This is a genomic window from Mesorhizobium sp. WSM4829 (assembly GCF_055811475.1).
Genome location: NZ_JBVVQJ010000005.1, coordinates 24529 through 47199 on the forward strand (window position 1 = coordinate 24529; position 22671 = coordinate 47199).

At 61.2% G+C, this 22671-nt stretch carries 19 protein-coding genes and 1 pseudogene; 12 read left to right on the top strand and 8 right to left on the bottom strand.

All coding sequences use genetic code 11. The features are described 5' to 3' along the window. The first annotated feature begins 300 nt into the window (after window positions 1-300). Window positions 301-1338, top strand: a complete 1038-nt coding sequence (locus AC0L17_RS06570) for a glutamine synthetase beta-grasp domain-containing protein (RefSeq protein ID WP_473507625.1) — start codon at window positions 301-303, stop codon at window positions 1336-1338. A 268-nt stretch (window positions 1339-1606) separates the two neighbouring features. Here AC0L17_RS06570 and AC0L17_RS06575 read toward each other — a convergent pair whose 3' ends face one another. From AC0L17_RS06575 to AC0L17_RS06590, 4 genes are all read right to left on the bottom strand, one after another. Continuing rightward, window positions 1607-2008 (bottom strand): hypothetical protein, encoded by a 402-nt coding sequence (locus AC0L17_RS06575; protein WP_473515215.1) that lies wholly within the window; start codon window positions 2006-2008, stop codon window positions 1607-1609. Window positions 2009-2097: 89 nt separating this feature from the next. After that, a complete protein-coding gene (locus AC0L17_RS06580; protein ID WP_473515216.1) occupies window positions 2098-3414 on the bottom strand; it encodes a hypothetical protein in 1317 nt (438 codons plus the stop codon). A gap of 242 nt (window positions 3415-3656) precedes the next feature. Beyond that, complete coding sequence (gene glnA, locus AC0L17_RS06585) at window positions 3657-5066, bottom strand: type I glutamate--ammonia ligase (protein WP_023799265.1); 1410 nt, start codon at window positions 5064-5066, stop codon at window positions 3657-3659. A gap of 58 nt (window positions 5067-5124) precedes the next feature. Then, window positions 5125-5463 carry a P-II family nitrogen regulator gene (locus AC0L17_RS06590; RefSeq protein ID WP_006205430.1) on the bottom strand — a complete coding sequence of 113 codons (339 nt, stop codon included), beginning with the start codon at window positions 5461-5463 and terminating at the stop codon, window positions 5125-5127. Window positions 5464-5881: 418 nt separating this feature from the next. On the opposite strand from AC0L17_RS06590, the gene AC0L17_RS06595 reads away from it, so the two are divergent. Together AC0L17_RS06595 and AC0L17_RS06600 are read left to right on the top strand one after the other, a co-directional pair. Next, a complete protein-coding gene (locus AC0L17_RS06595) occupies window positions 5882-7414 on the top strand; it encodes an NAD(P)H-hydrate dehydratase (RefSeq protein WP_473515217.1) in 1533 nt (510 codons plus the stop codon). Beyond that, window positions 7411-9414 (top strand): hypothetical protein, encoded by a 2004-nt coding sequence (locus tag AC0L17_RS06600; protein ID WP_473515218.1) that lies wholly within the window; start codon window positions 7411-7413, stop codon window positions 9412-9414. The genes AC0L17_RS06595 and AC0L17_RS06600 overlap by 4 nt, the downstream gene beginning before the upstream one ends. A gap of 35 nt (window positions 9415-9449) precedes the next feature. Here the strand turns inward: AC0L17_RS06600 and AC0L17_RS06605 are convergent, their stop codons facing one another. After that, a complete protein-coding gene (locus tag AC0L17_RS06605) occupies window positions 9450-10982 on the bottom strand; it encodes an acyl-CoA carboxylase subunit beta (protein ID WP_473515219.1) in 1533 nt (510 codons plus the stop codon). Window positions 10983-11160: 178 nt separating this feature from the next. On the opposite strand from AC0L17_RS06605, the gene AC0L17_RS06610 reads away from it, so the two are divergent. The 3 genes from AC0L17_RS06610 (at window position 11161) to AC0L17_RS06620 (ending at window position 14021) form a co-directional block, all read left to right on the top strand. Beyond that, a complete protein-coding gene (locus tag AC0L17_RS06610) occupies window positions 11161-11397 on the top strand; it encodes a transcriptional regulator (protein ID WP_473515220.1) in 237 nt (78 codons plus the stop codon). A 276-nt stretch (window positions 11398-11673) separates the two neighbouring features. Further along, window positions 11674-11961 carry a GIY-YIG nuclease family protein gene (locus tag AC0L17_RS06615; RefSeq protein WP_473515354.1) on the top strand — a complete coding sequence of 96 codons (288 nt, stop codon included), beginning with the start codon at window positions 11674-11676 and terminating at the stop codon, window positions 11959-11961. Between the two features lie 638 nt (window positions 11962-12599). Then, a complete protein-coding gene (locus tag AC0L17_RS06620; RefSeq protein ID WP_473515221.1) occupies window positions 12600-14021 on the top strand; it encodes a DEAD/DEAH box helicase in 1422 nt (473 codons plus the stop codon). 95 nt (window positions 14022-14116) lie between these two features. Here AC0L17_RS06620 and AC0L17_RS06625 read toward each other — a convergent pair. Beyond that, a pseudogene (locus tag AC0L17_RS06625) lies at window positions 14117-15090 on the bottom strand (alpha/beta hydrolase). Between the two features lie 97 nt (window positions 15091-15187). Continuing rightward, the gene (locus AC0L17_RS06630; protein ID WP_473515222.1) at window positions 15188-16009 is read right to left on the bottom strand and encodes an SDR family oxidoreductase; all 822 of its coding nucleotides are present in this window, start codon (window positions 16007-16009) and stop codon (window positions 15188-15190) included. Window positions 16010-16223: 214 nt separating this feature from the next. Here AC0L17_RS06630 and AC0L17_RS06635 point away from each other — a divergent pair, with 214 nt between their 5' ends. The 6 genes from AC0L17_RS06635 to AC0L17_RS06660 all read left to right on the top strand — a co-directional run bounded on the left by AC0L17_RS06635 (window position 16224) and on the right by AC0L17_RS06660 (window position 20937). Continuing rightward, complete coding sequence (locus AC0L17_RS06635; RefSeq protein WP_473515223.1) at window positions 16224-17258, top strand: cysteine synthase A; 1035 nt, start codon at window positions 16224-16226, stop codon at window positions 17256-17258. Further along, a complete protein-coding gene (locus AC0L17_RS06640) occupies window positions 17258-18001 on the top strand; it encodes an alanyl-tRNA editing protein (RefSeq protein WP_473515224.1) in 744 nt (247 codons plus the stop codon). Before AC0L17_RS06635 ends, AC0L17_RS06640 begins: the two co-directional genes overlap by 1 nt. 51 nt (window positions 18002-18052) lie before the next feature. After that, window positions 18053-18904, top strand: a complete 852-nt coding sequence (gene sseA / locus AC0L17_RS06645) for a 3-mercaptopyruvate sulfurtransferase (RefSeq protein WP_473515225.1) — start codon at window positions 18053-18055, stop codon at window positions 18902-18904. Between the two features lie 5 nt (window positions 18905-18909). Further along, window positions 18910-19473 carry a GNAT family N-acetyltransferase gene (locus AC0L17_RS06650; RefSeq protein ID WP_473515226.1) on the top strand — a complete coding sequence of 188 codons (564 nt, stop codon included), beginning with the start codon at window positions 18910-18912 and terminating at the stop codon, window positions 19471-19473. A gap of 112 nt (window positions 19474-19585) precedes the next feature. Next, window positions 19586-20392 (top strand): 4-hydroxy-tetrahydrodipicolinate reductase, encoded by an 807-nt coding sequence (gene dapB, locus AC0L17_RS06655; protein WP_473515227.1) that lies wholly within the window; start codon window positions 19586-19588, stop codon window positions 20390-20392. Between the two features lie 77 nt (window positions 20393-20469). After that, window positions 20470-20937 carry a DUF1203 domain-containing protein gene (locus AC0L17_RS06660; RefSeq protein WP_473515228.1) on the top strand — a complete coding sequence of 156 codons (468 nt, stop codon included), beginning with the start codon at window positions 20470-20472 and terminating at the stop codon, window positions 20935-20937. A gap of 249 nt (window positions 20938-21186) precedes the next feature. On the opposite strand, the gene AC0L17_RS06665 is transcribed toward AC0L17_RS06660, so the two are convergent. Then, the gene (locus AC0L17_RS06665; protein WP_473515229.1) at window positions 21187-22488 is read right to left on the bottom strand and encodes an outer membrane protein; all 1302 of its coding nucleotides are present in this window, start codon (window positions 22486-22488) and stop codon (window positions 21187-21189) included. Window positions 22489-22671: the final 183 nt, after the last annotated feature.

The window sequence follows — 22671 nt, forward strand, 5'->3', positions numbered from 1 at the left end:
TGAGCAGAGCCTTGCCGATTCAATCTTTCCCCAAGATAAGTTCTGCAATCCAGTTAGGCAATATGATTATAAAAAGATCAGTATCTGCCTGTTATTTATGCAGAGCATGCTTGTGATTGATCCGGACGCATTGCGATTACGCGGCAGCGGATTTGTCGGGATGCGGCGTCAGTTTTGTCGCATCCTTCGCCGGCGAAAATGGCACACGAATTGCTTTTTGATAATCCGGCAGGTCGGCTGCAGGGTGGCTGGCATGCCGGCGCCGTCCAGGTTCGGTGATCAAAGCAACGAGAGGCTAGAATGACGAAATACAAGCTCGAGTACATTTGGCTCGATGGATACACCCCGGTTCCCAACCTTCGCGGAAAGACGCAGATCAAGGACTATGCCGAATTCCCGACGCTCGACCAGCTTCCGCTGTGGGGCTTCGACGGTTCCTCGACCATGCAGGCCGAAGGCCACTCGTCCGACTGCGTGCTAAAGCCGGTCGCCATCTATCCCGACCCCGCGCGCAGCAATGGCGTGCTCGTCATGTGCGAAGTCATGATGCCGGACGGCGTGACGCCGCACGCATCCAACAAGCGCGCCACCATCCTCGACGACGAGGGCGCCTGGTTCGGCTTCGAGCAGGAGTATTTCTTCTACAAGGATGGCCGCCCGCTCGGCTTCCCCGAGAGCGGCTACCCCGCGCCGCAAGGCCCGTACTACACCGGCGTCGGCTACAGCAACGTCGGCAGCGTCGCCAGGCAGATCGTCGAGGAGCATCTCGACCTCTGCCTTGCCGCCGGCATCAACCATGAAGGCATCAACGCCGAGGTGGCCAAGGGCCAGTGGGAATTCCAGATTTTCGGCAAGGGCTCCAAGAAGGCCGCCGACCAGATGTGGATGGCCCGCTACCTGATGCAGCGCCTCACCGAGAAATACGGCATCGATATCGAATACCACTGCAAGCCGCTCGGCGACACCGACTGGAATGGTTCCGGCATGCACGCCAACTTCTCGACCGCTTATATGCGCGAAGTCGGCGGCAAGGACTATTTCGAGGCGCTGATGGCAGCCTTCGACAAGAACCTGATGGATCACATCGCCGTCTACGGCCCGGACAACGACAAGCGTCTGACCGGCAAGCATGAGACCGCGCCATGGAACAGGTTCAGCTATGGCATCGCCGACCGCGGCGCCTCGATCCGCGTGCCGCATTCGTTCATCAACAACGGCTACAAGGGCTATCTCGAGGATCGCCGCCCGAACTCGCAGGGCGACCCCTACCAGATCGCTTCTCAGATCCTGAAGACGATCGCCTCCGTGGACACGGCTGAGAAGAAGGCCGCTGCCTGAGCAATCCACGGCGTAGACGCCCTGCGTCTGCGCCGTGACCGCTCTCCGTCGCGTCGGCGTTCTGCCAGGCGACAACACCAGCTGCTAAGTTGAGTGTTCGCCATCCCAAACAAAACCCCGCCGGAATCGCTCCGGCGGTGTCTCGCGCGTCGGCAGTTGACGGCGATGCCGAGGAAGGATCGCACCTATCGGCATGATTGCATTGCCCTGCGATCGCCCGTGGCAGCGTGGCACATACCGGGATGTTCTCGCCTGCACGCGATCCGTCTTAGTCTAGACGCCAGGTTTGCAGCAACTCTTCCGCGCTGGCGAAAGTTGTGTCGGCCTCGCCATTCGACTTGTCCCGGACTGTGAGCGGCGCGTCGGGAAAGATTTTGGCAAACTGCTTGCCGAACAGCTCTGTCACCCAAGGCTGAGTGATGAGGCCGAAGTGCGGAAGTTCCCAAATGTTCGGATTGCGGATGATTCTCGCGTCATATGCGATGTCTTTTCTAAGTCCTTCGCGCCTGACGCGGCCACGCTCGCTAATGAGCTGAGACAGCTTCACCACGGGGTTACGTGAGTGTTTGAGTTCCAGTGTCAGCTCGTGGACTTCCTGGGGCGACAGGCGGCCGCACCAACGCACATCGCGCTCGATTTGCACTCGGCTCCAGATTTCGTTCTTGGTCATGCTGGTATCCCCTTCGGTCCGGGATGCTATGTCGTCCACTGCCCCGCAAGGCGCCAGGCCACTTAGTGGGCCCCAAAGATTCTAGGCGATCAGCCCTTGTTCGCAATTTCTTTGGCGATGTCCTCGAAAGAACGCTGCGTCGGATCGTCACCGAATTCGATCACGATATAGTCGTCATCGAACTCGTCACCTTGGCTTTCCAAGCGCACGTCACGAATGCAGCGTCCCCCGGTCGAAAGTTCGTCTCTCATTCCGTCTCTGAGTAACGCGATTCGATCGGTCTCAGTGATGTCCCCGGTGAGTAGTTCGACCAACGTGCGGGCAGGCAGTTTCATCCCCGTGACTCCGTTATGTGAAAACCATTTTATGTTTAGTCGAGGCGTCCATGTCTTCTGCCATCGCCGGTCCTGCTCCATTATCGATCGCACCGAATGGGGTTTTCGGAACGTCGGCGGTATCTGGTCCAACGCCCGCGCAAAGCCGGTGACGATTGCAGTCTCGACATCAAAGGGGAGACCCGCGCGAATAAAAGGTTCAACCGACGTGGCGGGGACGTGGTTTGCGTTGGCTGTGAGAGCTATCAAACCTGCCGAGTTCGGCGCAGGCACATCTTTACAGCCGAGCGCAAACACAAAGTCTACGCCGGATTCCTCTACAACGTAGTGAAACATGTCGGCCGCAGACGGTTCAAGTCCTCTATATCGGCGGGGTTCAGAGAACATCGAATTTCCACCGTCACACAAAATCATCCCTATGTAATGCGACGTTTGATATGGGTTCAGTTGCTTACCGCCACGCTTTATCAAATCGACGCTCTGATTGTTTTCGATCGTTTGAAGGATAGCCGGAATAGAGCAAGTCCAATCAAAATAGGGGCGGTTCCAGTTACGTTTCTCGAATTGTGCGCTGATTACTTCTGGAACTTGGATCGTCAGCTTTTCGACGGAACTGTCGAGGAGAAAGCTTGTGAGCTTTTTTCGGAAAGATACGCTCGTGGTCGGATCGTCTGTCGTTGCTGGCTGACGTGGGATAAATTCTTTCGTGCTCCATTCGAAGTAGCGCACATTAACGGTACCGCTTAGCGCCGGTGCAATCGTCCGGGCCAAATCCTCGATCTTCTGTGTGGTCTTGTCCAAGCGTTTCTTGAAAGAGAACGCAACGCCGGACAGCGATTTGACATCGAACATAATGGGCCGATCGAGTCCCAGGTCCACCTCGCCGTCCGGCTGCTTTTGACGTTTGGCACGAATTGGATGGGGAGTGGCATTTAAGGTCGTCACAGTGGCCCAAAGAACGGCGAGTTCCCACGTTGCGGCAATGGCCGTGTCCACATTGCCGTGATCGAGTCTCTCCGCCAATTTTTTGCATTCGCCTGCCGGCAGTTTCGGCCCAAGCTCGCGGAGCATCGATATGATTCTTCGGCGTGGGAATAGCATGGCGGTGACTAACTGTTCCGAGCGAATTCCTTGCTATAACATCGCGCGCGATGCTCTCATATTTTTCGCGAGGGATGCTTTGGGACAATGCCAGGCACCCGGCGCTATCCAGTGTCATGACGCATGTGACGCTTGGAGATGACGACATCAGCTCCTTGATCAAAGAGAAACCCCGGCGTCTCCGCCGGGGTTTTTCTTGATCCCTCGTCCAATCAGACCGAGTAATACATGTCATACTCGACCGGATGCGGGGTCATTTCGAAGCGCATCACTTCGGCCATCTTGAGCTCGATGTAGCTGTCGATCTGGTCGTCGTCGAAGACGCCGCCGGCCTTCAGGAAGCCGCGGTCCTTGTCGAGGCTCTGCAGCGCTTCGCGCAGCGAACCACAGACGGTCGGGATTTTCTTCAGTTCCTTAGGCGGCAGGTCGTAGAGATCCTTGTCCATCGGCTGTCCCGGATGGATCTTGTTCTTGATGCCGTCGAGCCCGGCCATCAGCATGGCGGCAAAGGCGAGGTAGGGGTTGGCGCCCGGATCGGGGAAGCGGACCTCGACACGCTTGGACTTCGGCGACGAGCCGAATGGGATGCGGCAGGAGGCAGAGCGGTTGCGGGCCGAATAGGCGAGCAGCACCGGCGCTTCATAGCCCGGCACCAGGCGCTTGTAGGAGTTGGTCAGCGGGTTGGTGAAGGCGTTGATGGCCTTGGCATGCTTGATGATGCCGCCGATGTAGAACAGGCAGCTCTCCGAGAGGCCGGCATATTCATTGCCTGCGAAGGTCGGCTTGCCGCCCTTCCAGATCGACTGGTGGACGTGCATGCCCGAGCCGTTGTCGCCGAAGACCGGCTTCGGCATGAAGGTGGCCGTCTTGCCGTAGGCGTTGGCGACCTGGTGCACGACATATTTGTAGATCAGCATCTTGTCGGCGTTGCGGACCAGCGTGTCGAACTTGATGCCGAGCTCGTGTTGGGCAGCGGCGACTTCGTGGTGGTGCTTTTCGACACGCACGCCCATTTCGGCGAGCACGGTCAGCATTTCGGAGCGCATGTCCTGCGCCGAGTCGATCGGCGGCACCGGGAAATAGCCGCCCTTGATGCGCGGGCGGTGGCCGAGATTGCCGGTCTCGTAGTCGGTGTCGTCGTTGGACGGCAATTCGGTGGAGTCGAGCTTGAAGCCGGTGTTGTACGGATCAGCCTTGTACTTGACGTCGTCGAACACGAAGAACTCGGCTTCCGGGCCGACGAAGATCTGATCGCCGATGCCTTCCGCCTTCATATAGGCTTCAGCCTTCTTGGCTGTGCCGCGCGGGTCGCGGTTGTAGGATTCTCCGGAGATCGGATCGAGGATATCGCACAGGATGACCATGGTCGACTGCGCGAAGAATGGGTCCATATGCACCGTCTCGGTGTCGGGCATCAGCACCATGTCGGACTCGTTGATCGCCTTCCAGCCGGCGATGGAGGACCCGTCGAACATGACACCGTCGGCAAACATGTCTTCCTCGACCTCAACGACATCCATCGTCACGTGCTGCAGCTTGCCCTTCGGATCGGTGAAGCGCAGGTCAACGAATTTCACGTCGTTGTCCTTGATCTGCTTCATGATGTCTTTGGCTGTCGTCATGTCATGTTTCCCTGTCTGATGACGTTTTTTTCGAGGAGATGATCTGAAATCAGAATCCTCAGACCGCGTCCATCCCTGTTTCGCCGGTGCGGATGCGCACGACTTCCTCGATGTTGGAGACGAAGATCTTGCCGTCGCCGATGCGGCCGGTCTGGGCCGCCTTGCGAATGGCTTCGATCGCGCCTTCGACCGCGTCGTCGCCGAGCACGACCTCGATCTTCACCTTGGGCAGAAAATCCACGACATATTCAGCGCCGCGATAGAGTTCGGTATGGCCCTTCTGCCGGCCAAAACCCTTGGCCTCCGTTACGGTGATGCCTTGCAGCCCGGCCTCCTGAAGCGCTTCCTTCACTTCGTCTAGCTTGAACGGCTTGATGATCGCTTCGATCTTTTTCATGTAAAAAGTGGCCTCCACTGTCAAAAAAGACGGGTTGTGAGCCCCGCTTGCGCCTCTTTCAAGCACGAACTGTGCCAATTTGAGGGGATTCGAAGCGGTATCACGCGATTTCGATGCCACGCCGCGTTGAGGGCTAGATTCGCGTCATTCGCTGCATTGGCTGCGTCATGGATACTGGGAACCTACACATTGTCGGCGCTACCGTCCGCACAATAATTGGGCAGATAGAGCATTTTGCGGGCAATTGTGCTTCGAGGACGCCATTGTCCCTAACGATGTGCTTACAGATCGTGCCATTTCATCGCCGTTTGCTTCGAACCGAAAACTGGACAATGTTTGACTACAGGGATCGGGGTTTGACCACAAGGATCGGGTTTGACCACAGGGATCGGGCTTGAGCCAATGCGGATCGGCATCCATGAGCAATGAAATTCTGTCTCCGGCCGAAATGGCTGAGGCCGACCGGCGGACGATCTCGGCCGGACCATTCGACGGCATTGGCCTGATGCGCAATGCGGGTGGCGCAGTCGCTGCCGTGGTGCTCGCCCATTTTCCGGCTGCCAGGCGTGTCCACGTGCTGTGCGGGCCTGGCAACAATGGCGGCGATGGCTATGTCGTCGCCCGCATTCTTGGGGACAGCGCCGTCGACGTCTTGCTGTGGGCATCCGGCTCGCCCAAAGCCGGCAGCGACGCGGCGCTCGCCGCGTCGGAATGCCCGGTAAGACCCCGGCCGCTGTCGGAATTTGCTGCCGATAAAGGTTCGATCCTGGTCGATGCGCTTTATGGGGCAGGGCTGTCCAAGCCGCTGTCCGGTGATGCCGCCAGGGCGGTCGAGGTTGCGACAGAACTGAACCTGCCTGTCGTCGCGGTCGATCTGCCCTCAGGCGTGTCAGGCGACAGCGGCCAGATTCTCGGCCAGGCATTCCGCGCCCAATTCACGGTAACATTCGCGCGAAAAAAGCCCGGCCATCTGCTGTTGCCTGGGCGCGAGATGTGCGGCGAACTGGTGCTTGCCGACATCGGCATTAGCGACGATATCGTTGCGCAGCTTGAACCGCTCACCTTCGAGAACATCCCGCCGATTTGGCTCGAAAATTTCCCGGTCCCAGCCGTCGACGCGCACAAATACAGGCGCGGCCATGTCGGCGTCTTTTCCGGCGGGCCATCGGCGACGGGTGCCGCACGGCTATCGGCGCTTGCCGCGGCCAGAAGCGGGGCAGGGGCGGTGACCGTGCTGTCGCCGGCGAATGCCGTGCAGGTGAATGGCGCGCATCTGACTTCGATCATGCTGCAAAAGGCCGACAGCATCGCGGACGTGCAGGAATTCATCGACGGCCGCCGGCCATCGGCGTTCGTCCTCGGACCCGGATTTGGCGTCGGCAAAAAAACACGCGATTTTGCCCTCGGCGTGCTGGCCGCCGGAGAGCGGCAAGACGGCAGGGTCGACGGGCTGGTGCTCGATGCCGATGGTATCAGCTCGTTTCGCGATACGCCGAACGTTCTGTTCGAAGCCGCCCGTCGCCCGAACGCACCGGCGCTGGTGCTGACGCCGCATGAGGGCGAATTCGCCAGGCTGTTTGCGGACATCGCCGGAGCCAGGAACCTGTCCAAGCTGGCCAAGGCGCGCTCTGCCGCCGCGCGCGCCGGCGCCATCGTCGTCTACAAGGGCGCGGACACGGTGATCGCGGCGCCCGATGGCAGGGCGGCGATCAACGGCAACGGCGCGCCATGGCTGGCCACCGCCGGTTCGGGCGACGTGCTGTCGGGCATCATCGCCGGCCTCCTGGCGCAAGGCATGCCGGCTTTCGAAGCCGCCTGCGCGGCGGTCTGGGTCCATGCTGAGGCCGGCAGCCGTTTCGGACCTGGGCTGATCGCTGAAGATCTGCCGCTGGCGCTGGTGCCGGTGCTGCGCGAGCTTGCCGAAAATCGCAACGGGATGACCGCTGAATGAACCGTCGGCTCGCCTTGATCGCTGTGATTTTCGCCAATTTATTCTTGGCCAGCCTGGCGCGCGCCGAAGGTCCGGTGATGATCGTCGACGATCCGGCCGTGCTCGCCGCTCTCGACGCCAGGGGTTTTGATTTCGCCGGCATTTTCGATGTCGACGGCAAGGGCGACCTGAAGACGCTCTATGACAAGGCGCCGGCCTATCATCAGATCGTCGAAACGATTGCCGGCGATGTCGCCGCGCTGCGCGCCGAGATGAAGGCTGGCGGGCGGTCGCTCTACGAAGTCACCGACGGCAATGTCGGCCGCATCATCGACATGCGCTGGCTGAAGACCGACGCCGCGCGCTTTCGGCTGGTCGGTGTCGTCAACCGGCTCGATCGGCGTGATTTCGCCGAAATACGAGGCGACGGGGGCTGCGGCGAGGTCCGTTTCATCTACCGTCTTGCCTACAGCTTCAAGAAAAACGGCAAGGTTCTGGCCTCGCGCTTGCCGTTCAATTTCAATGCCATCTATAGCGTCGCGCCGGACGCCGATGGCGGCTGCGTCGGCGTTGCCGGACGCTGGACGCCGCAGCTCGATGAGACCGTCGATATCGGCTGGCTCATCGGCGGGCCGCTTGAAAGGGCCGGGCTGAGCTTCAAGCAGCTCGAGCTCAACGCACAAATGGTGCGCTTTCCCTCCGGCCAGGAGACCGAATTTGGCGGGCAGGCTGCCTACCTCCTGCGGATTTTTGGCATCGATGGAGAGACGGTCAGCGAAAAGCCGCTGGAAAACACGCCGGATGTGGCGCTGCTCTCGGAAGACGCCGCGCTGAAAGCAAAACTCGCCGACTATCTCAGCGCCAATCTCGCGGCGGTCGATCTCGGCGTCTACGAAATCCCCAATGAATTCCTGGCGAAGAAAGTCGTCTCATGGTCGACTTTCGGCAGCGCAAGGCAGGCCAATCACCCGTTCACGCCGCTGTTCCAGCCCGCGGATTTTTCCGGGCTGGACTATTCCGCGCTGAAGCTGCTGCGCACACCGGAAGCGCTGGTCGAGCGGCTCGACAATGGCGCCTGCCAGGGTTGTCATCAGGCTGGTTCGACCGCCGGTTTCCATTTCATCGGCCTCGACGACAAGACGACATCGCCGCTTAACCGCATCGAGGTCGGCATCTCGCCGCATCTTCATGCCGAGATGCCGCGGCGCGAAGCCTGGCTGCGTGCGACCGCCGACGGCAAGGAGCCGAACCGCCTCCGCCCGCTGTCCTTCGCGCCGCCGGCCGCATGGAAAGACGCCGACGAGGTCGCTTATGCACCGGCCGAGATGGCGATGCCGTGTTTGATACCGGAGGATGCGGCCCGCTTCGGCGCGACCTGGCAATGCGGCGGCGGCACCGTCTGCACGGCGCTGGCGACGGCATCGGGGGTGCGGACGAAACTGGCGCAATGCCTGCTGCCCAAGGACAGCGAAAAGATGTTCTCCGGCCATCCATGCCTGACCGGCTCGATCGCCAGCAACGGCACGCAGCCTTTCAATGACCGCTACAGCATTACCGGCCAGTTCGCGGCCTTCGCCACCGACATTTCGCGCACCGCCTACACCTGCCGGCCGCCGAAGATCGGTGTGCCGGCCGGCATCGCCTATCGCGGATGCAATGACAAGGACCGTGCCTTCGCCGGCTTCAAGCCGGGCAAGCCGATGCCGAACGAGATCTGCGGGCTGGTCGGCGGCAAAAAATTCGACATCTGCGTGGCGACCAATAATTTCGACCAGTGCCTGGGCGGCGCCGTCAATCGCGGGAACCGGCCGGCTTGCTCGGCCGATCATTTCTGCCGCGAAGATTACATGTGCCAATCGCTGCCGCCCGACACGCCTGGTATCGGCAAGGTGAAAGGTGTCGGCTTCTGCTCGCCGACCTATTTTATCTTCCAGATGCGCATCGACAATCATGCCACGCCGTGGTCGGGCGCCGTCCGCGCGACGATGGGCGCAGGGTTCGGCGCGGCGGAAGCGGAGTGAGCTTTTGCTGTGGTCGCTTTCGCGACATCAGCGCTTCACAACGGAATGTTGTCGTGCTTCTTCCAGGGGTTTTGCATGTCCTTGTTGCGCAGCATGCGCAGCGCACGCGCAACGCGGCGGCGGGTCGAATGCGGCATGATCACCTCGTCGACATAGCCGCGCTCGGCGGCGACGAAGGGCGACAGGAAGCGATCCTCGTAAGCCTTTGTATGTGCTGCGATCTTCTCAGCATCGCCGATGTCCTTGCGATAGATGATCTCGACCGCGCCCCTGGCGCCCATCACTGCGATCTGCGCCGTCGGCCAGGCATAGTTCATGTCGCCGCGCAGATGCTTCGACGCCATCACGTCATAAGCGCCGCCATAGGCTTTTCGGGTGATCACGGTGATCTTCGGGACGGTCGCTTCGGCATAGGCGAACAACAGCTTGGCGCCGTGCTTGATCAGCCCGCCATATTCCTGCGCGGTGCCGGGCAGGAACCCTGGAACGTCGACGAAGGTGACGATCGGAATCGAAAAACAGTCGCAGAAGCGTACGAACCGCGCCGCTTTGCGGCTGGCATCCGAATCGAGCACGCCGGCCAGCACCATCGGCTGGTTGGCGACGAAGCCGACCGTGCGCCCTTCGACGCGCCCGAAGCCGGTGACGATGTTTTTTGCAAAATCCTGCTGGATCTCGAAGAAGTCACCCTCATCGGCAACTTTAAGGATCAACTCCTTGATGTCGTAAGGTTTGTTGGCATTGTCGGGGATCAGTCGGTCGAGCGACAGATCATGATCGGTGACCGACTGATAACATTCGATCTCGGGGATTTCAGCCGTGTTGGAGGCAGGCAGCAGATCGACCAGCCGGCGCATCTGCAGCAGCGCCTCGACGTCATTGTCGTAAGCGCCATCGGCGATCGACGACTTCGTCGTGTGGACCAAGGCGCCGCCGAGGCTCTCGGCGGTTACCGTCTCGTTGGTGACGGTCTTCACCACGTCCGGCCCGGTGACGAACATGTAGGAGGTGCCGCGCACCATGAAGATGAAGTCGGTCATCGCCGGCGAATAGACGTCGCCGCCGGCGCAAGGGCCCATGATCACTGAAATCTGCGGGATGACGCCGGAGGCGAGCACATTGCGCTGGAAGATCTCGGCATAGCCGCCAAGTGCTGCCACGCCTTCCTGGATGCGGGCGCCGCCGGCGTCGTAGAGGCCGATAATCGGCGCGCGGTTGCGCAGCGCCATCTCCTGCACCTTGACCACCTTTTCGGCGTGGGCCTCGGACAGCGAGCCGCCGAACACGGTAAAGTCCTTGGCAAAGACATAGACCGGCCGGCCATTGACGGTGCCCCAACCGGTGACGACGCCGTCGCCGGCGATCTTGGTCTTCTCCATGCCGAAATCGGTCGAGCGATGCTCGACATACATGTCGAACTCCTCGAACGAGCCTTCGTCGAGAAAGACGTCGACGCGTTCGCGCGCGGTGAGTTTGCCCTTGTTGTGCTGAGCGTCGATACGGGCCTTGCCGCCGCCCATGCGCGCCATGGCGCGGCGGCGCTCGAGTTCCTTCAGCACGTCCTTCATCGCTCGGTCCCCAAAACGGAAAGCTGATTTGTGGTAATCGTGGCGGTAAGCGAGCGCAAGCGCCGCTTTTCGCGTCGGTCTCGATAGGCTGGCGGGCACCCGGATCGAACGGGGAACAAACAGCCTTCAACAGCGAAACTTCTTGGCAGGCATTCGCCGGATATGGCAAACTGAACTCATGAAGAACAGCATAGAAATATCCGAGGATTTGAACCGCCGGATCGACATGTTGGCCTCGCGCTCAACCGTGACTCGCGATCAGATCATTGAGGACGCGCTGTCCCATGGCCGTTCTCTGGCGTGGCAGGAAAAGTGGATCGCCGGTGTTCAGGCGGGGATCGAGGCCGCCGACCGCGGAGACTTCGCAAACGAAGAAGAGATCGCGGCGGTTCTCAACAAATATGGGCAGGCATAGCGGTCGGTGCGAATTGTCTGGACCCGACAGTGATTTTGACAGATCGGGGACCCGATCGGCAGCGAATATAGATAACCCCGCAAACGGCCGTCTCAGTGGCAGCGCGCAAAATTTCGAGCTTAGCCAAAGCATCCCTCCACTTCGTCATCCTAGGGCGGAGCAAAGCGCGAAGCGACGCGGCGCAGACCCTAGGATCCATTCCGTGACATCAGCCGAAGAATGCAGCGGCTCAGAATGGCGCTTGTATCCGCAACGGTGCCAGCTACCCTTCTAACCATGACCGGCTATGCCTACATGACCGCGAGCCAGAAGCGTGGCACGATCTACATCGGCGTCACCAACGATTTCGGCCGCCGCATGCCGGAGCACAGATCCTGCCAGGGCTCGCTCTTCACCAGCCGCTACGGCGTGCAGCGTCTGGTCTGGTACGAGGAACATTTCGACATTCGCAATGCCATCCAGCGCGAGAAGTCGCTGAAGCGCTGGCCGCGCCAGTGTAAGATAGAGTTGATTGAGAAGACCAATCCGGAGTGGTTCGAGCTTTTTCGCGGGACCGGATGGTAGCATTCGGTTCTGCTCCGCTGCATTCTTCGGCGGATGTCACGGCATGGATCCTAGGTTCTGCGCCGCGTCGCTTCGCTCCTTGCTTCGACCTAGGATGACGAAGGCGTGGGTGGCTTACGGCTAATCGCAGACGTTGGAGATTGGCGGTTGCATACCGGTCGTCAGCGGCCGTCAGTCAAAGAACCAAATCCTCTGTGCTGAGGAACTGGTGTCGTTGCGTATCGGGTGAAAGACACTCAAATAGAAGTTCTGTTCGTCCAGCATGGGGCGAGGGAATGGCCGGGAGAAGTTTGAGCAGACCTTCACGGCTGCTCGTCGTGGCTGTTTTTGCTGCGCTGCAACATGACGGCCCTTGCATTTCGCGGCGAACTGGGCCATATGCGGCGGCATAGGCGCTTGGGCCGGGACCTATCCGGCCTTCTCGACGAATGAGACTGGTTGCGTCTGTTTTCCCTCTTTCCGGTACATCGGCAAGGCGGCGAAAAAGCCCCGTGGCATGATGCCTGCGGGCACGACAGCGCAGCCGTGCGGACGATAACGTCCGCCCGCCTTGTCGTTTCATGACAGTTTTTCGACGGCAGGTTGCGCCCTGCCGCCATCGATGTTTGCGGCCAGGAGCCGCGTGAAAGAAGAATATTTTGAACAACGAAAACACTTTGACCGGTAACGACAATCTGACCGGTAAGGACACTGGCGAACTTTCGGGTTTCGCAGCACTTGGAATTACGGGCGCGCTGCTCAAGGCCACCCATGGCGCAGGCTTCACCGATCCGAAGCCGATCCAGGCCCAGGCGATCCCGCCGCAGCTGGAGGGCCGTGACATTTTCGGCATCGCCCAGACCGGTTCGGGCAAGACCGCGGCGTTCGCGCTGCCGATCCTGTCGAAGATCATCGCGCTCGGCACCAAGCGCCGGCCGAAGACCGCTCGTGCGCTGATCCTGGCGCCGACGCGTGAGCTCGCCGTGCAGATCGAAGAGATGATCAAGCTGCTCGCCAAGGGCGCGCATGTCTCGACAGCACTCGTGCTTGGCGGCGTCTCGCGCTTCAGCCAGGTGAAGAAGATCGCTCCCGGCGTCGACATTTTGATTGCCACGCCCGGCCGGCTGACCGATCTGGTGCGTGAGGGCGACCTCGTGCTTGCCGACACCAAATGGCTGGTGCTCGACGAAGGCGACCGCATGCTCGACATGGGCTTCATCAACGACGTCAAGCGCATCGCCAGGGCGACCGCGCCGGACCGTCAGACGGTGCTGTTCTCGGCGACCATGCCAGCCGAAATCGCCGAGCTGGCCAAGGGTCTGCTGAAGAACCCGATCCGCGTCGAAGTGGCGCCTCACAGCACTGCGGCGGCCGAGATCGTACAGGGCGTCGTCTTTGCCCGCACCAAGCAAAAGCGCCAGGTTCTGGCGACGATGCTCGCCGACGCGGCGATGAAGTCGGTCATCATCTTTTCGCGCACCAAGCATGGCGCCGACAGGGTGACCAAGGATCTCGAGCGCGATGGCTTCAAGGCCGCCGTCATCCACGGTAACAAGTCGCAGAACGCCCGCCAGAAGGCGCTGAACGATTTCCGCGAGGGTTCGGTGCGCATTCTTGTGGCGACCGATATCGCGGCGCGCGGCATCGACGTGCCCGGCATCAGCCATGTGGTGAATTTCGACCTGCCGGACGAGGCGGAGAGCTATGTCCACCGCATCGGCCGCACCGGCCGTAACGGCATGGACGGCATCGCCATCACGCTTTGCGACCCGTCCGAGAACAGCAAGCTGCGTCAGGTCGAGCGCATCATCCGCACCAAGCTGCCGATCGTTGCCGATCATCTCGGCAGTCCCGACCCGCAGCGCAATCCTGCCGAAAAGAACGAGCGCAGCTTCGAGCCGGCCAACGACCGCAACGGTCGTCGCGACGGCAGGCGGCCGGGCGGCCACAACAACGGCAACAAGCGCTTCGGCGACAAGCCGGCCTTTGCCGGCGAACGCAAGCCGGAGGGTGCCAAGACGTTCAAGGGCAACAACAAGCGTCGTTTCGGCGGCAAGCGGCCAGCAGCGCGGGCTGCGTAATCAGATAGCGCATCCGGCCCGCGCCTGTCGGGTCGGCTGCTCACAATGAAAAAGGCGATCGGAGCGATGCTTCGGTCGCCTTTTTCGCCAGAAATCTACTTCACCACCGCCTGTACCCAGACGACAATGCGCCGGGCGAGGAAAGCTGTTGTTGCTGGCGACAGCGCGTCTCCGGCAATGACATGGTTGTCCCGATCGCCGGTATCGTCGACCGGCACCAGTTCGTGCGCCGCGCCCCAGCGCCCGGCGATGTCACGGGTGCGGTCCGGCCGCACGATCCTGTCCGAATCGGAAAGGATGAAGAGGGCAGGGATGGTCGCCTTCTCCACCGGCGCGCCATAGGCCAGCTCGGTCAGCGCCACCATCGGCAGGGTCGCCGCGATCGGATAGCGCCAGGTCCAGAATTTCTCGTGCAGCGCATTGCGTGGCACGAAGCTGCGCTCCTTGCCGGCGACCAGCTCGGCGATCTCTCGGCCCCACGGCATGGTCAGAAGTTCGGCGCCGGAAGCCTTGACGCCGAAATTCGGCGAGATGACGCTATGGCCGCCACCCCGTCCGATGCGCCAGGCTGCGTCGCAGCCCAGGCTGCCAGCGAGCCGCCGGTCGAGGTGGCGATGACGATCACTTTGTCGCCGATCGCTCGGCCGATGGCGAGCGCTTCCTCATAGTCGTTGATCCAGGCGTTGACGCTGCCGTCGGCCATTGCGGCACCGCCCTGTCCGTGGCCGGTGAGACGCGTATAGTAAAGATTGGCGTCGAGCTGGTCGGCCACCTCGTCGGGAAGCGGACGAACCTCGCCCTTCGACGCCGAAAAGCCGTGGATATAGACGATTGACAGCGGCGTCCTGGCGTGAACCATCGGATTGGCCCAGATGATTTCCTTTTCCAGCCCGTCGTGGATATCAGGTACGGCCGCCTCCTTGCGTGCCAGATAGGCTTGCGGGTCATCGCCGATCACCGAAGGATCGAAGCGGATCGTGGTGTCGGCTGGGACGCGCGGGCCAAAGACGTAGGCAAGGACGAGAATGACGGCGAGACCCAATACCGCAAGCACGATCCGTCGCCCCATCGCAGACTCCACGCAATAAATCTCAACCTAATGGCCACGATGGCAAACAGGCAACGACGTCCCGCCGGCGGCGGGATCGCCAACTTTGATGGCCGGTCTATTCGCTCGGCGGCTTGCGGTCGAAATTAAGCGGACGCGCCTTCCAGCGGGTCGCGGTGCTGATGACCCATCGGCAGAACGGTCTCGGCAGGATTCTGAGCAGCTTCAGGCCCCAGCTCAAGCGCCGCGGGAAGGTGACTTCGAAGCCGCCGGACTTGATGCCGCGCGCCATGCGGCGCGAGGCGCGATTGACGGGCATCAGCCCGGGCATCGGCAGCAAATTCTTCTCGGTCAGCGGGGTGTCGACGAAGCCCGGGTTTATCACCTGGATGCGGACGTTCATCTTGTCGAAATCGTACTTCAGCGATTCGGCGAGGATATTGATCGCCGCCTTGGTGCCGCCATAGGCGGCCGTGGTCGGCCAGCCGAAATAGGCAGTGACCGAACCGACCAGGACGATATGGCCGCGCGCGCGGACGCGCATGCGCTCGATGACCGGCACCAGGCCGTTGATGATGCCGAAATAATTGACATCGAAGGACTGGCGAAATCCACGGACGGTGAGGTCTTCGCCGGCGGTCGCAATATAGCTCCCGGCATTGAACACGGCCAAGACGATCGGGCCGAGATCCTTCTCGATCGCCGCGACCGTCCTTGCCATGCGGTTCTCGTCGGTGACGTCGCAAGGATAGGCCGTGACTTGGCCCGGCATCTGCGCCGTCTCGACAACAAGCGTGTCGATCGGATCGTCGTCGAGCGCCGTCACCGCGACGACATAGCCTTGCGCCGCAAGGTCCTTGGCCAGTGAACGGCCGATGCCGCTGCTGCCGCCGGTAATCCAGGCGACGCCGTGCTTCGGGTCGGCCCGATAGAGTGTCATGCTATGCCCTGCGACTTTTTCTTAGCCTGTGCTCTAGCGGTGAAGAAATCGGATGAAAAGAGCGCTTTTCAATGGTGAGCTTCAATGATTGGCGCAACGCAACGTCTGTTTTAGGAAATTGCAGCCCGGAAATGCTGCTGGACCAGGCAAATTCTTGCCTTGAAACCCAAGCTTCGGGTTTCTAGGGTTCGGCCGCAAGCATAAAGGAATCTCCATGCCCCGTTCTGTGATCGAAGCGATCGGCAATACGCCTCTGATCCGCCTCAACAAAGCCTCGGAAGAAACCGGCTGCGAGATCCTGGGCAAGGCCGAATTCATGAATCCGGGCCAGTCGGTCAAGGACCGTGCCGCGCTGTTCATCATCCGCGACGCCGAGCAGCGCGGACTTTTGGGGCCGGGCGGGGTGATTGTCGAGGGGACGGCCGGCAACACCGGCATCGGATTGACGCTGGTCGCCAAGGCGCTTGGCTACCGCACCGTAATCGTCATCCCGGAGACGCAAAGCCAGGAGAAGAAGGACACGATCAGATTGCTCGGCGCCGAGCTGATCGAGGTGCCTGCCGTTCCCTACAAGAACCCCAACAATTATGTGAAACTGTCGGGCCGTCTGGCCGAGCAGATGGCCCGGTCCGAGCCGAACGGCGCGATCTGGGCCAATCAGTTCGACAACGTCGCCAACCGTGATGGCCATACCCGCACCACGGCGGAAGAAATCTGGGCCCAGACCGGCGGCAAGGTCGACGGTTTCGTCTCGGCGGTCGGCTCCGGCGGAACACTGGCCGGCGTCGCCTTCGGGCTCAAGGCCAGGAGCAAGGACGTCAAGATCGCGCTCGCCGATCCGCTCGGTGCGGCGCTCTATAGCTTCTACACCACCGGCGAGCTGAAATCCGAAGGCAGCTCGATCACCGAAGGCATCGGGCAGGGGCGGGTCACCGCCAATCTGGAAGGGTTCACGCCGGATTTCTCCTTCCAGATTCCGGACGAGGACGCGCTGCCTATCGTCTTCGACCTGATCCAGGAGGAAGGTCTGTGCGTCGGCGGCTCGACCGGCATCAACATTGCCGGCGCGATCCGGCTGGCACGTGAGATGGGTCCCGGCCACACCATCGTGACTGTGCTTTGCGACTACGGCACGCGCTATCAGTCGAAATTGTTCAACCCGGAATTCCTGCGTCAGAAGCAGCTACCGGTGCCGGGCTGGATGGAACAGCCGAGCACAATCTCGGTGCCGTTCGAAAAGGTTGCGTGATGGCTTACAGGACGGATGCCCTGTTTCGCGACGACCCCTATCTCAGGACGGCTGATGCCGTGGTTGTCGCCGTCAACGACCGTGGCGGCATCATTCTGGACCGGACGATCTTCTATGCCACGTCGGGCGGGCAGCCTGGCGATACGGGCACCCTCGAACGCGCCGACGGCAGCCTGATCGCTGTTGCCGCCACCATCACCGGTGAGACCAAGGATGACATCATCCATGTGCCGCCGCCTGAGCAGGCGGTGCCCGAGGTCGGTGAGCCGGTAAACCTTGCCCTCAATTGGCAGAGGCGGCATCTGCTGATGCGCATGCACACAGCCTGCCACTTGCTTACCGTCGTCTGCCCGTTCCCGATCACCGGTGCCTCGGTTTCCGAGGACGACAGCCGTATCGATTTCGATATTCCGGATGCCGGCTTCACCAGGGAAGACGTGACGGCCCGGCTGATGGAATTGGTGCGGGCCGACCACCCGGTCTTTGTCAGGCTGATCACCGACGAGGAACTGGCGGCCAATCCGGGACTGGTGAAATCGAAGAATGTTCGGCCGCCGGTCGGCACGGGCAAGATCCGCTTGGTCTGCATTGGCGAGAACGCCTCGATCGACAGCCAGCCTTGCGGCGGCACTCATGTGAAGAGCACTGGAGAAGTCGGCGAGATCCATATCGGCAAGATCGAGAAGAAGGGTCGCGAGAACCGGCGCTTCCGAATACGCTTTGGACCAATGCCGCCGGCCTGATAAACAGCCGGCCTGATAAACAGATTGTCGAAGGCGGGCAGGAGAAGAACAATGGCCGAAGACAGCCCTTTCACCGTCGATGCGGACTGGTTGCAGAAGCGCCTCGGCGAGCCTGGCCTGACCATCGTCGACGCGTCCTGGTATTTGCCGGCGCAGAAACGCGACGCGCGCGCCGAATATGACGCAGCGCACATTCCGGGCGCCCGTTTCCTGGATCACGATGCGATCTCGGATCCTGATTCCCCACTGCCGCACACACTGCCGTCGCCGCAGCATTTCGCCCAATATGTCGGCGCCATGGGCATTTCGGCCGACGACACCATCGTTGTCTATGATGGCCCGGGCTTCTTCTCGGCGCCGCGCGCCTGGTGGATGTTCCGTGTCATGGGGGTGTTCCAGGTCTACATATTGGACGGCGGCTTCGATCGCTGGAAAGCGGCTGGACGGCCGGTGACGGCGGAGCCGACGAAGATCGCGCCTTGCGTGTTCCATGCCGACTTCGATGTCGCTCGCGTCGCCAGCCTGGCCGACATGCGCCGGATCGTCGAGACCGGAGAAAGCCAGATCGCCGACGCGCGTTCGCCTGGCCGGTTTGCCGGTACCGAGCCGGAGCCTCGCGCCGGCGTCCGCTCGGGTCATATGCCCGGCGCGCGCAATGCGCCGTTTTCGGCGCTTGCCGAGGATGGCGAGTTGCTGTCGAAAGACCGGTTGCGCAAGGTGATCGAGGACGCCGGCATCGACCTGTCAAAGCCGGTCGTCACCTCTTGCGGCTCAGGCGTTACGGCGGCGGCGATCACGCTGGCGCTCGAGACGCTAGGCCACACCGACAACAGGCTCTACGACGGTTCATGGACCGAATGGGGTGGGCTTGTCGATACGCCCGTCGTGACGGGCAAGGACTGACTGCGATGGAAAACGGCGCGCTTGAAGACATCGAGGTCACGGTGACGTTTCTCGAAATGCATGCGCCGCCGCCCTATTCGCCGGCGCTGCCGTACAACCGCCAGATCGCATTGCTGAAAACCAAGGACATTCCGCTGCATTTCTACCGCTATTTGATGGATCGGGTGGGCCGCAAATGGCACTGGGTCAATGTGCTGAGGCTGAGCGACGAGGAGCTTTCTGCCGGGATCCACCGCGAGGACCGGGACATCAGGGTGCTGTATCTCGACGGCTCGCCGGCCGGCTTTTTCGACCTGAAGCCGCATCTGCCGGGAGAAGTGGAACTGGCCTATTTCGGCATGATGGAGCACGCCACCGGCCAAGGCATCGGCCGCTGGTTCCTGGGTGCGGCGATCGACGCCGCCTGGTCGCACGGACCAAGGCGGGTGACGGTGCAGACCTGCACGCTCGACCATCCAGCGGCATTGCCGCTCTATCAGAAGCTCGGCTTTGAACCGGTCGCGCAAAAGAAGGAGATGGTGCATCCAATGACCTTCGCCGAACGTGCGGCCAGCGTCATGCGGCCATGATTTTCTCGGCAAGCTGAACCTTCATCGATGTTTCAGCTTGCACTCAAACTGTTCCAGCGTTCGTCATGCATCTAAGGCCGGTGCGCTCAAATAGCGATGGGAGGATCAAACGATGACGATTCGGGTGGTGATGGCCGGTGCGACCGGCTGGGTCGGCAAGGCACTGGTTCCGGCGATCGGGGCGCAAGGCGACATGGCGCTGGCCGCGGCCGTGTCACGCAGCGGCGCTGGGCAGGATTCCGGCCTGCTGGTCGGCCTGCCGGCAAACGGCATCATCGTTGCCGCCTCGCTGGCCGAGGCAATGGAGGTGCCGTCGGACGTGCTGGTCGACTACACCAAACCGCATGTCGTGAAGGACCATGCGCTGCTGGCCATCGAAAACGGACGGCACGTGGTGATCGGCACCTCGGGGCTGGGTGCGGCCGATTTCGGCGAGATCGATGCTGCAGCCCGCGCCAATCGTGTCGGCGTCATTGCCGCCGGCAATTTTTCGATCACCGCCACGCTGATGAAGCGGTTTGCCCTGATGGCGGCGAAATACGTGCCGGATGTCGAGGTCATCGACTATGCCAGCGCCAGGAAACCCGACGCGCCGTCCGGCACGGCGCGCGAGCTTGCCGAAGCGCTGGCCGATGTCCGCAAGGCTTCGACCGCGCGGCCGGTCTCGGAGGTCTCCGGTGTGCCGGGAACGCGCGGTGCGGCGGTTGGCACGGGTGAGGGGGTGCAGGTGCATGCGCTTCGCCTGCCTTCCTACATCCTGTCCTGCGAAGCGCTGTTCGGCCTGCCCGACGAGCGGCTGACCATCCGCCACGACGCCGGCTCGTCCGCTGCCCCTTACGTGGCCGGCACGCTGCTCGCCATCCGGCGGGTACAGGAGATCACAGGGCTGGTGCGCGGTCTCGACGCGCTGATGGACTGATCCGAATTGGCAGGAATCGGGTGGGAGGCGCTGGCACAGCGACGTAATTTCCGGTCGACGACATCGGAGATTTCACCATGACCATCCAGTTCAAGGCCTTACCCACGGAAGGTGTCAGAGCCTTGCAGCGCGGCGGGCCGGACGCCTATGGCCTGATCCCAGAGCGGAAAATATCCGACGGTGACGGCGTGCCTTGCCGCCACTGCCTGAAGAACGTCGCCGCTGGAGAAGCCTACCTTGTCCTGGCTTATCGGCCATTTCCGCAATTGCAGCCTTATGCCGAGACCGGTCCGATCTTCCTGCATGCCGAGCCCTGCGAGCGCGCTGCCGAAGCCGAGGCGCTTCCCGAAATTCTCGAAAGCAGCGACTACATCGTGCGCGGCTATGGCAGCGACGACCGCATCGTCTACGGCAGTGGCGGCGTCATCCCAACGGGCGCTATCGCGGCGCGGGCCGAGAGTTTGTTCGAGCGCGACGACATCGCCTATGTGCATGTCCGCTCGGCACGCAACAATTGCTACCAGTGCCGGATCGAGCGCGCGTGACCGGATCGGTCGCAGCTGTCGCGCGCCTGTCGCAATGTCGCGTTATGGAATGATTGTCGATCGATTTGCCGACCGCGGATGAACCGGCGGGAGATCTCGATATCAGAGGAAGCGGGGCTTTGGCTCCGCTTTTTTGCTGCCTGCATTGTCCCGCCCCCGTATTTCTTCACCCGAAGTATTTCGTCACCCGAAGAAAAAGCCCGCCGGAATGACCGACGGGCTTTGACTGTTGTCTGGACGGCTCGAAAATTAGTTGAACTTGTACTTCGCACCGATGCGAACGGTGTGGAACGAAGGCGTGGAGGTGAGAGTGTCGTCCGGCAGCCCAAGTTCCGAGGAAAAATCCTCCTCGGAGAACTGCGAGTAGCGGTATTCGAGGCCGACGGTCACGTTGCTGGACATGGCCGTTTCCAGACCACCACCCACCGAGAAGCCGCTGGAGTCCCAGTCGAGGATGTCGCCGATGGGCGAGGACGCATTCAGATCGAAATGCTGCCAGCTGTAACCGCCGAGCACATAGGCAAGTGTCGATTCGTTGACTTTCATACCGACGCGGGCAAGCACATCGAAGCCGTAATCGGTGTCCAGATTGATCGATCCGCCTGGAACTTCCAACTCGGAAGTCATGCCGGAGTAGCGGGCATCCACCATGACACCTGCGACCCAGCTGCCGAAATCATGGTCATAGCCGACGTTCAATTCGCCGAACACACCTTCGCCGCCGAGCCCGTTGAACTCGAGCCCGCCAAGCGGCGGAACCTCGATCTGATGCACCGACGCACCCGCGCCGGCGGCGCCGCCGACGTAGAAGCCGGTCCAGTTGTAGGCAGGCGCTTCAAAGGAGGCGACGCCGCCATTCTGGGCGCCAAAGCGATAGTTGGCCCCGACTTGGAACGTATGCCGCGACGTGTCGATATTGAGGGCGCCATCCGGCAAACCGAACTCGGAAAGCAGATCATCATTGGTACCGAAGCGGGTATAGCGATATTCTGTCTTGATGGTCCAGTTGCTGTTGATGGCCGTTTCAACGCCGGCTCCGACGAAGTAACCGCTCTGGTCCCAATCCAGGTCAAAACCAGCGTTGGTGTCGAGTTCGTATTTCTGCCAGGAATAGCCGCCGAGCACATAGCCCAAAGTGTTCGGCGTGAACAGGTAACCGGCTCGCAAACCAGCGTCGAAGCCGTAGGTCTCTTGGACCGAAGCCTCTAGTCCAGCTACATCGAGCTTGGTTTCAATGTTGCCGATATGGGCGTCCAGGAGTCCGCCGATCAGGAAGCGCGGCGACACCATATAGTCGTATCCAACGGTCAATTCACCGTATACGCCTTCACCACCAATGCCGTTCAACGAGAAGCCCGGAATGAAGTCGCTGCTGAGCTCGTGGACATTGGCGCCGGCGCCAACGCCAAAGCCGACATAGATGCCACTCCAGTTGAAGGCCGACGTTTCCACCACCGGCACAAGCGCGTCGGCGGCATGAGAAGCCGATCCAAGCGCCAGAACGGAAACTGCGCCAAGTAGAAGAGATTTTGCGAATCGTTTGCTGGTCATTGCCCCTGCCTTTTGAAAAACCCGTCAGCCGTCTAGCACCTGCCCATGCTGGCGGATGTAACAAAAAAGCCACAGTAATGACACATTGCAAGCAAAGCGGGTAAAGCCGGCCAGTTGATCGCAAACCGTGAAATTTTCTTGTGGAAAAAAAAGCCGCCGGGGCGCCGGCGGCTTTGTCGGGAG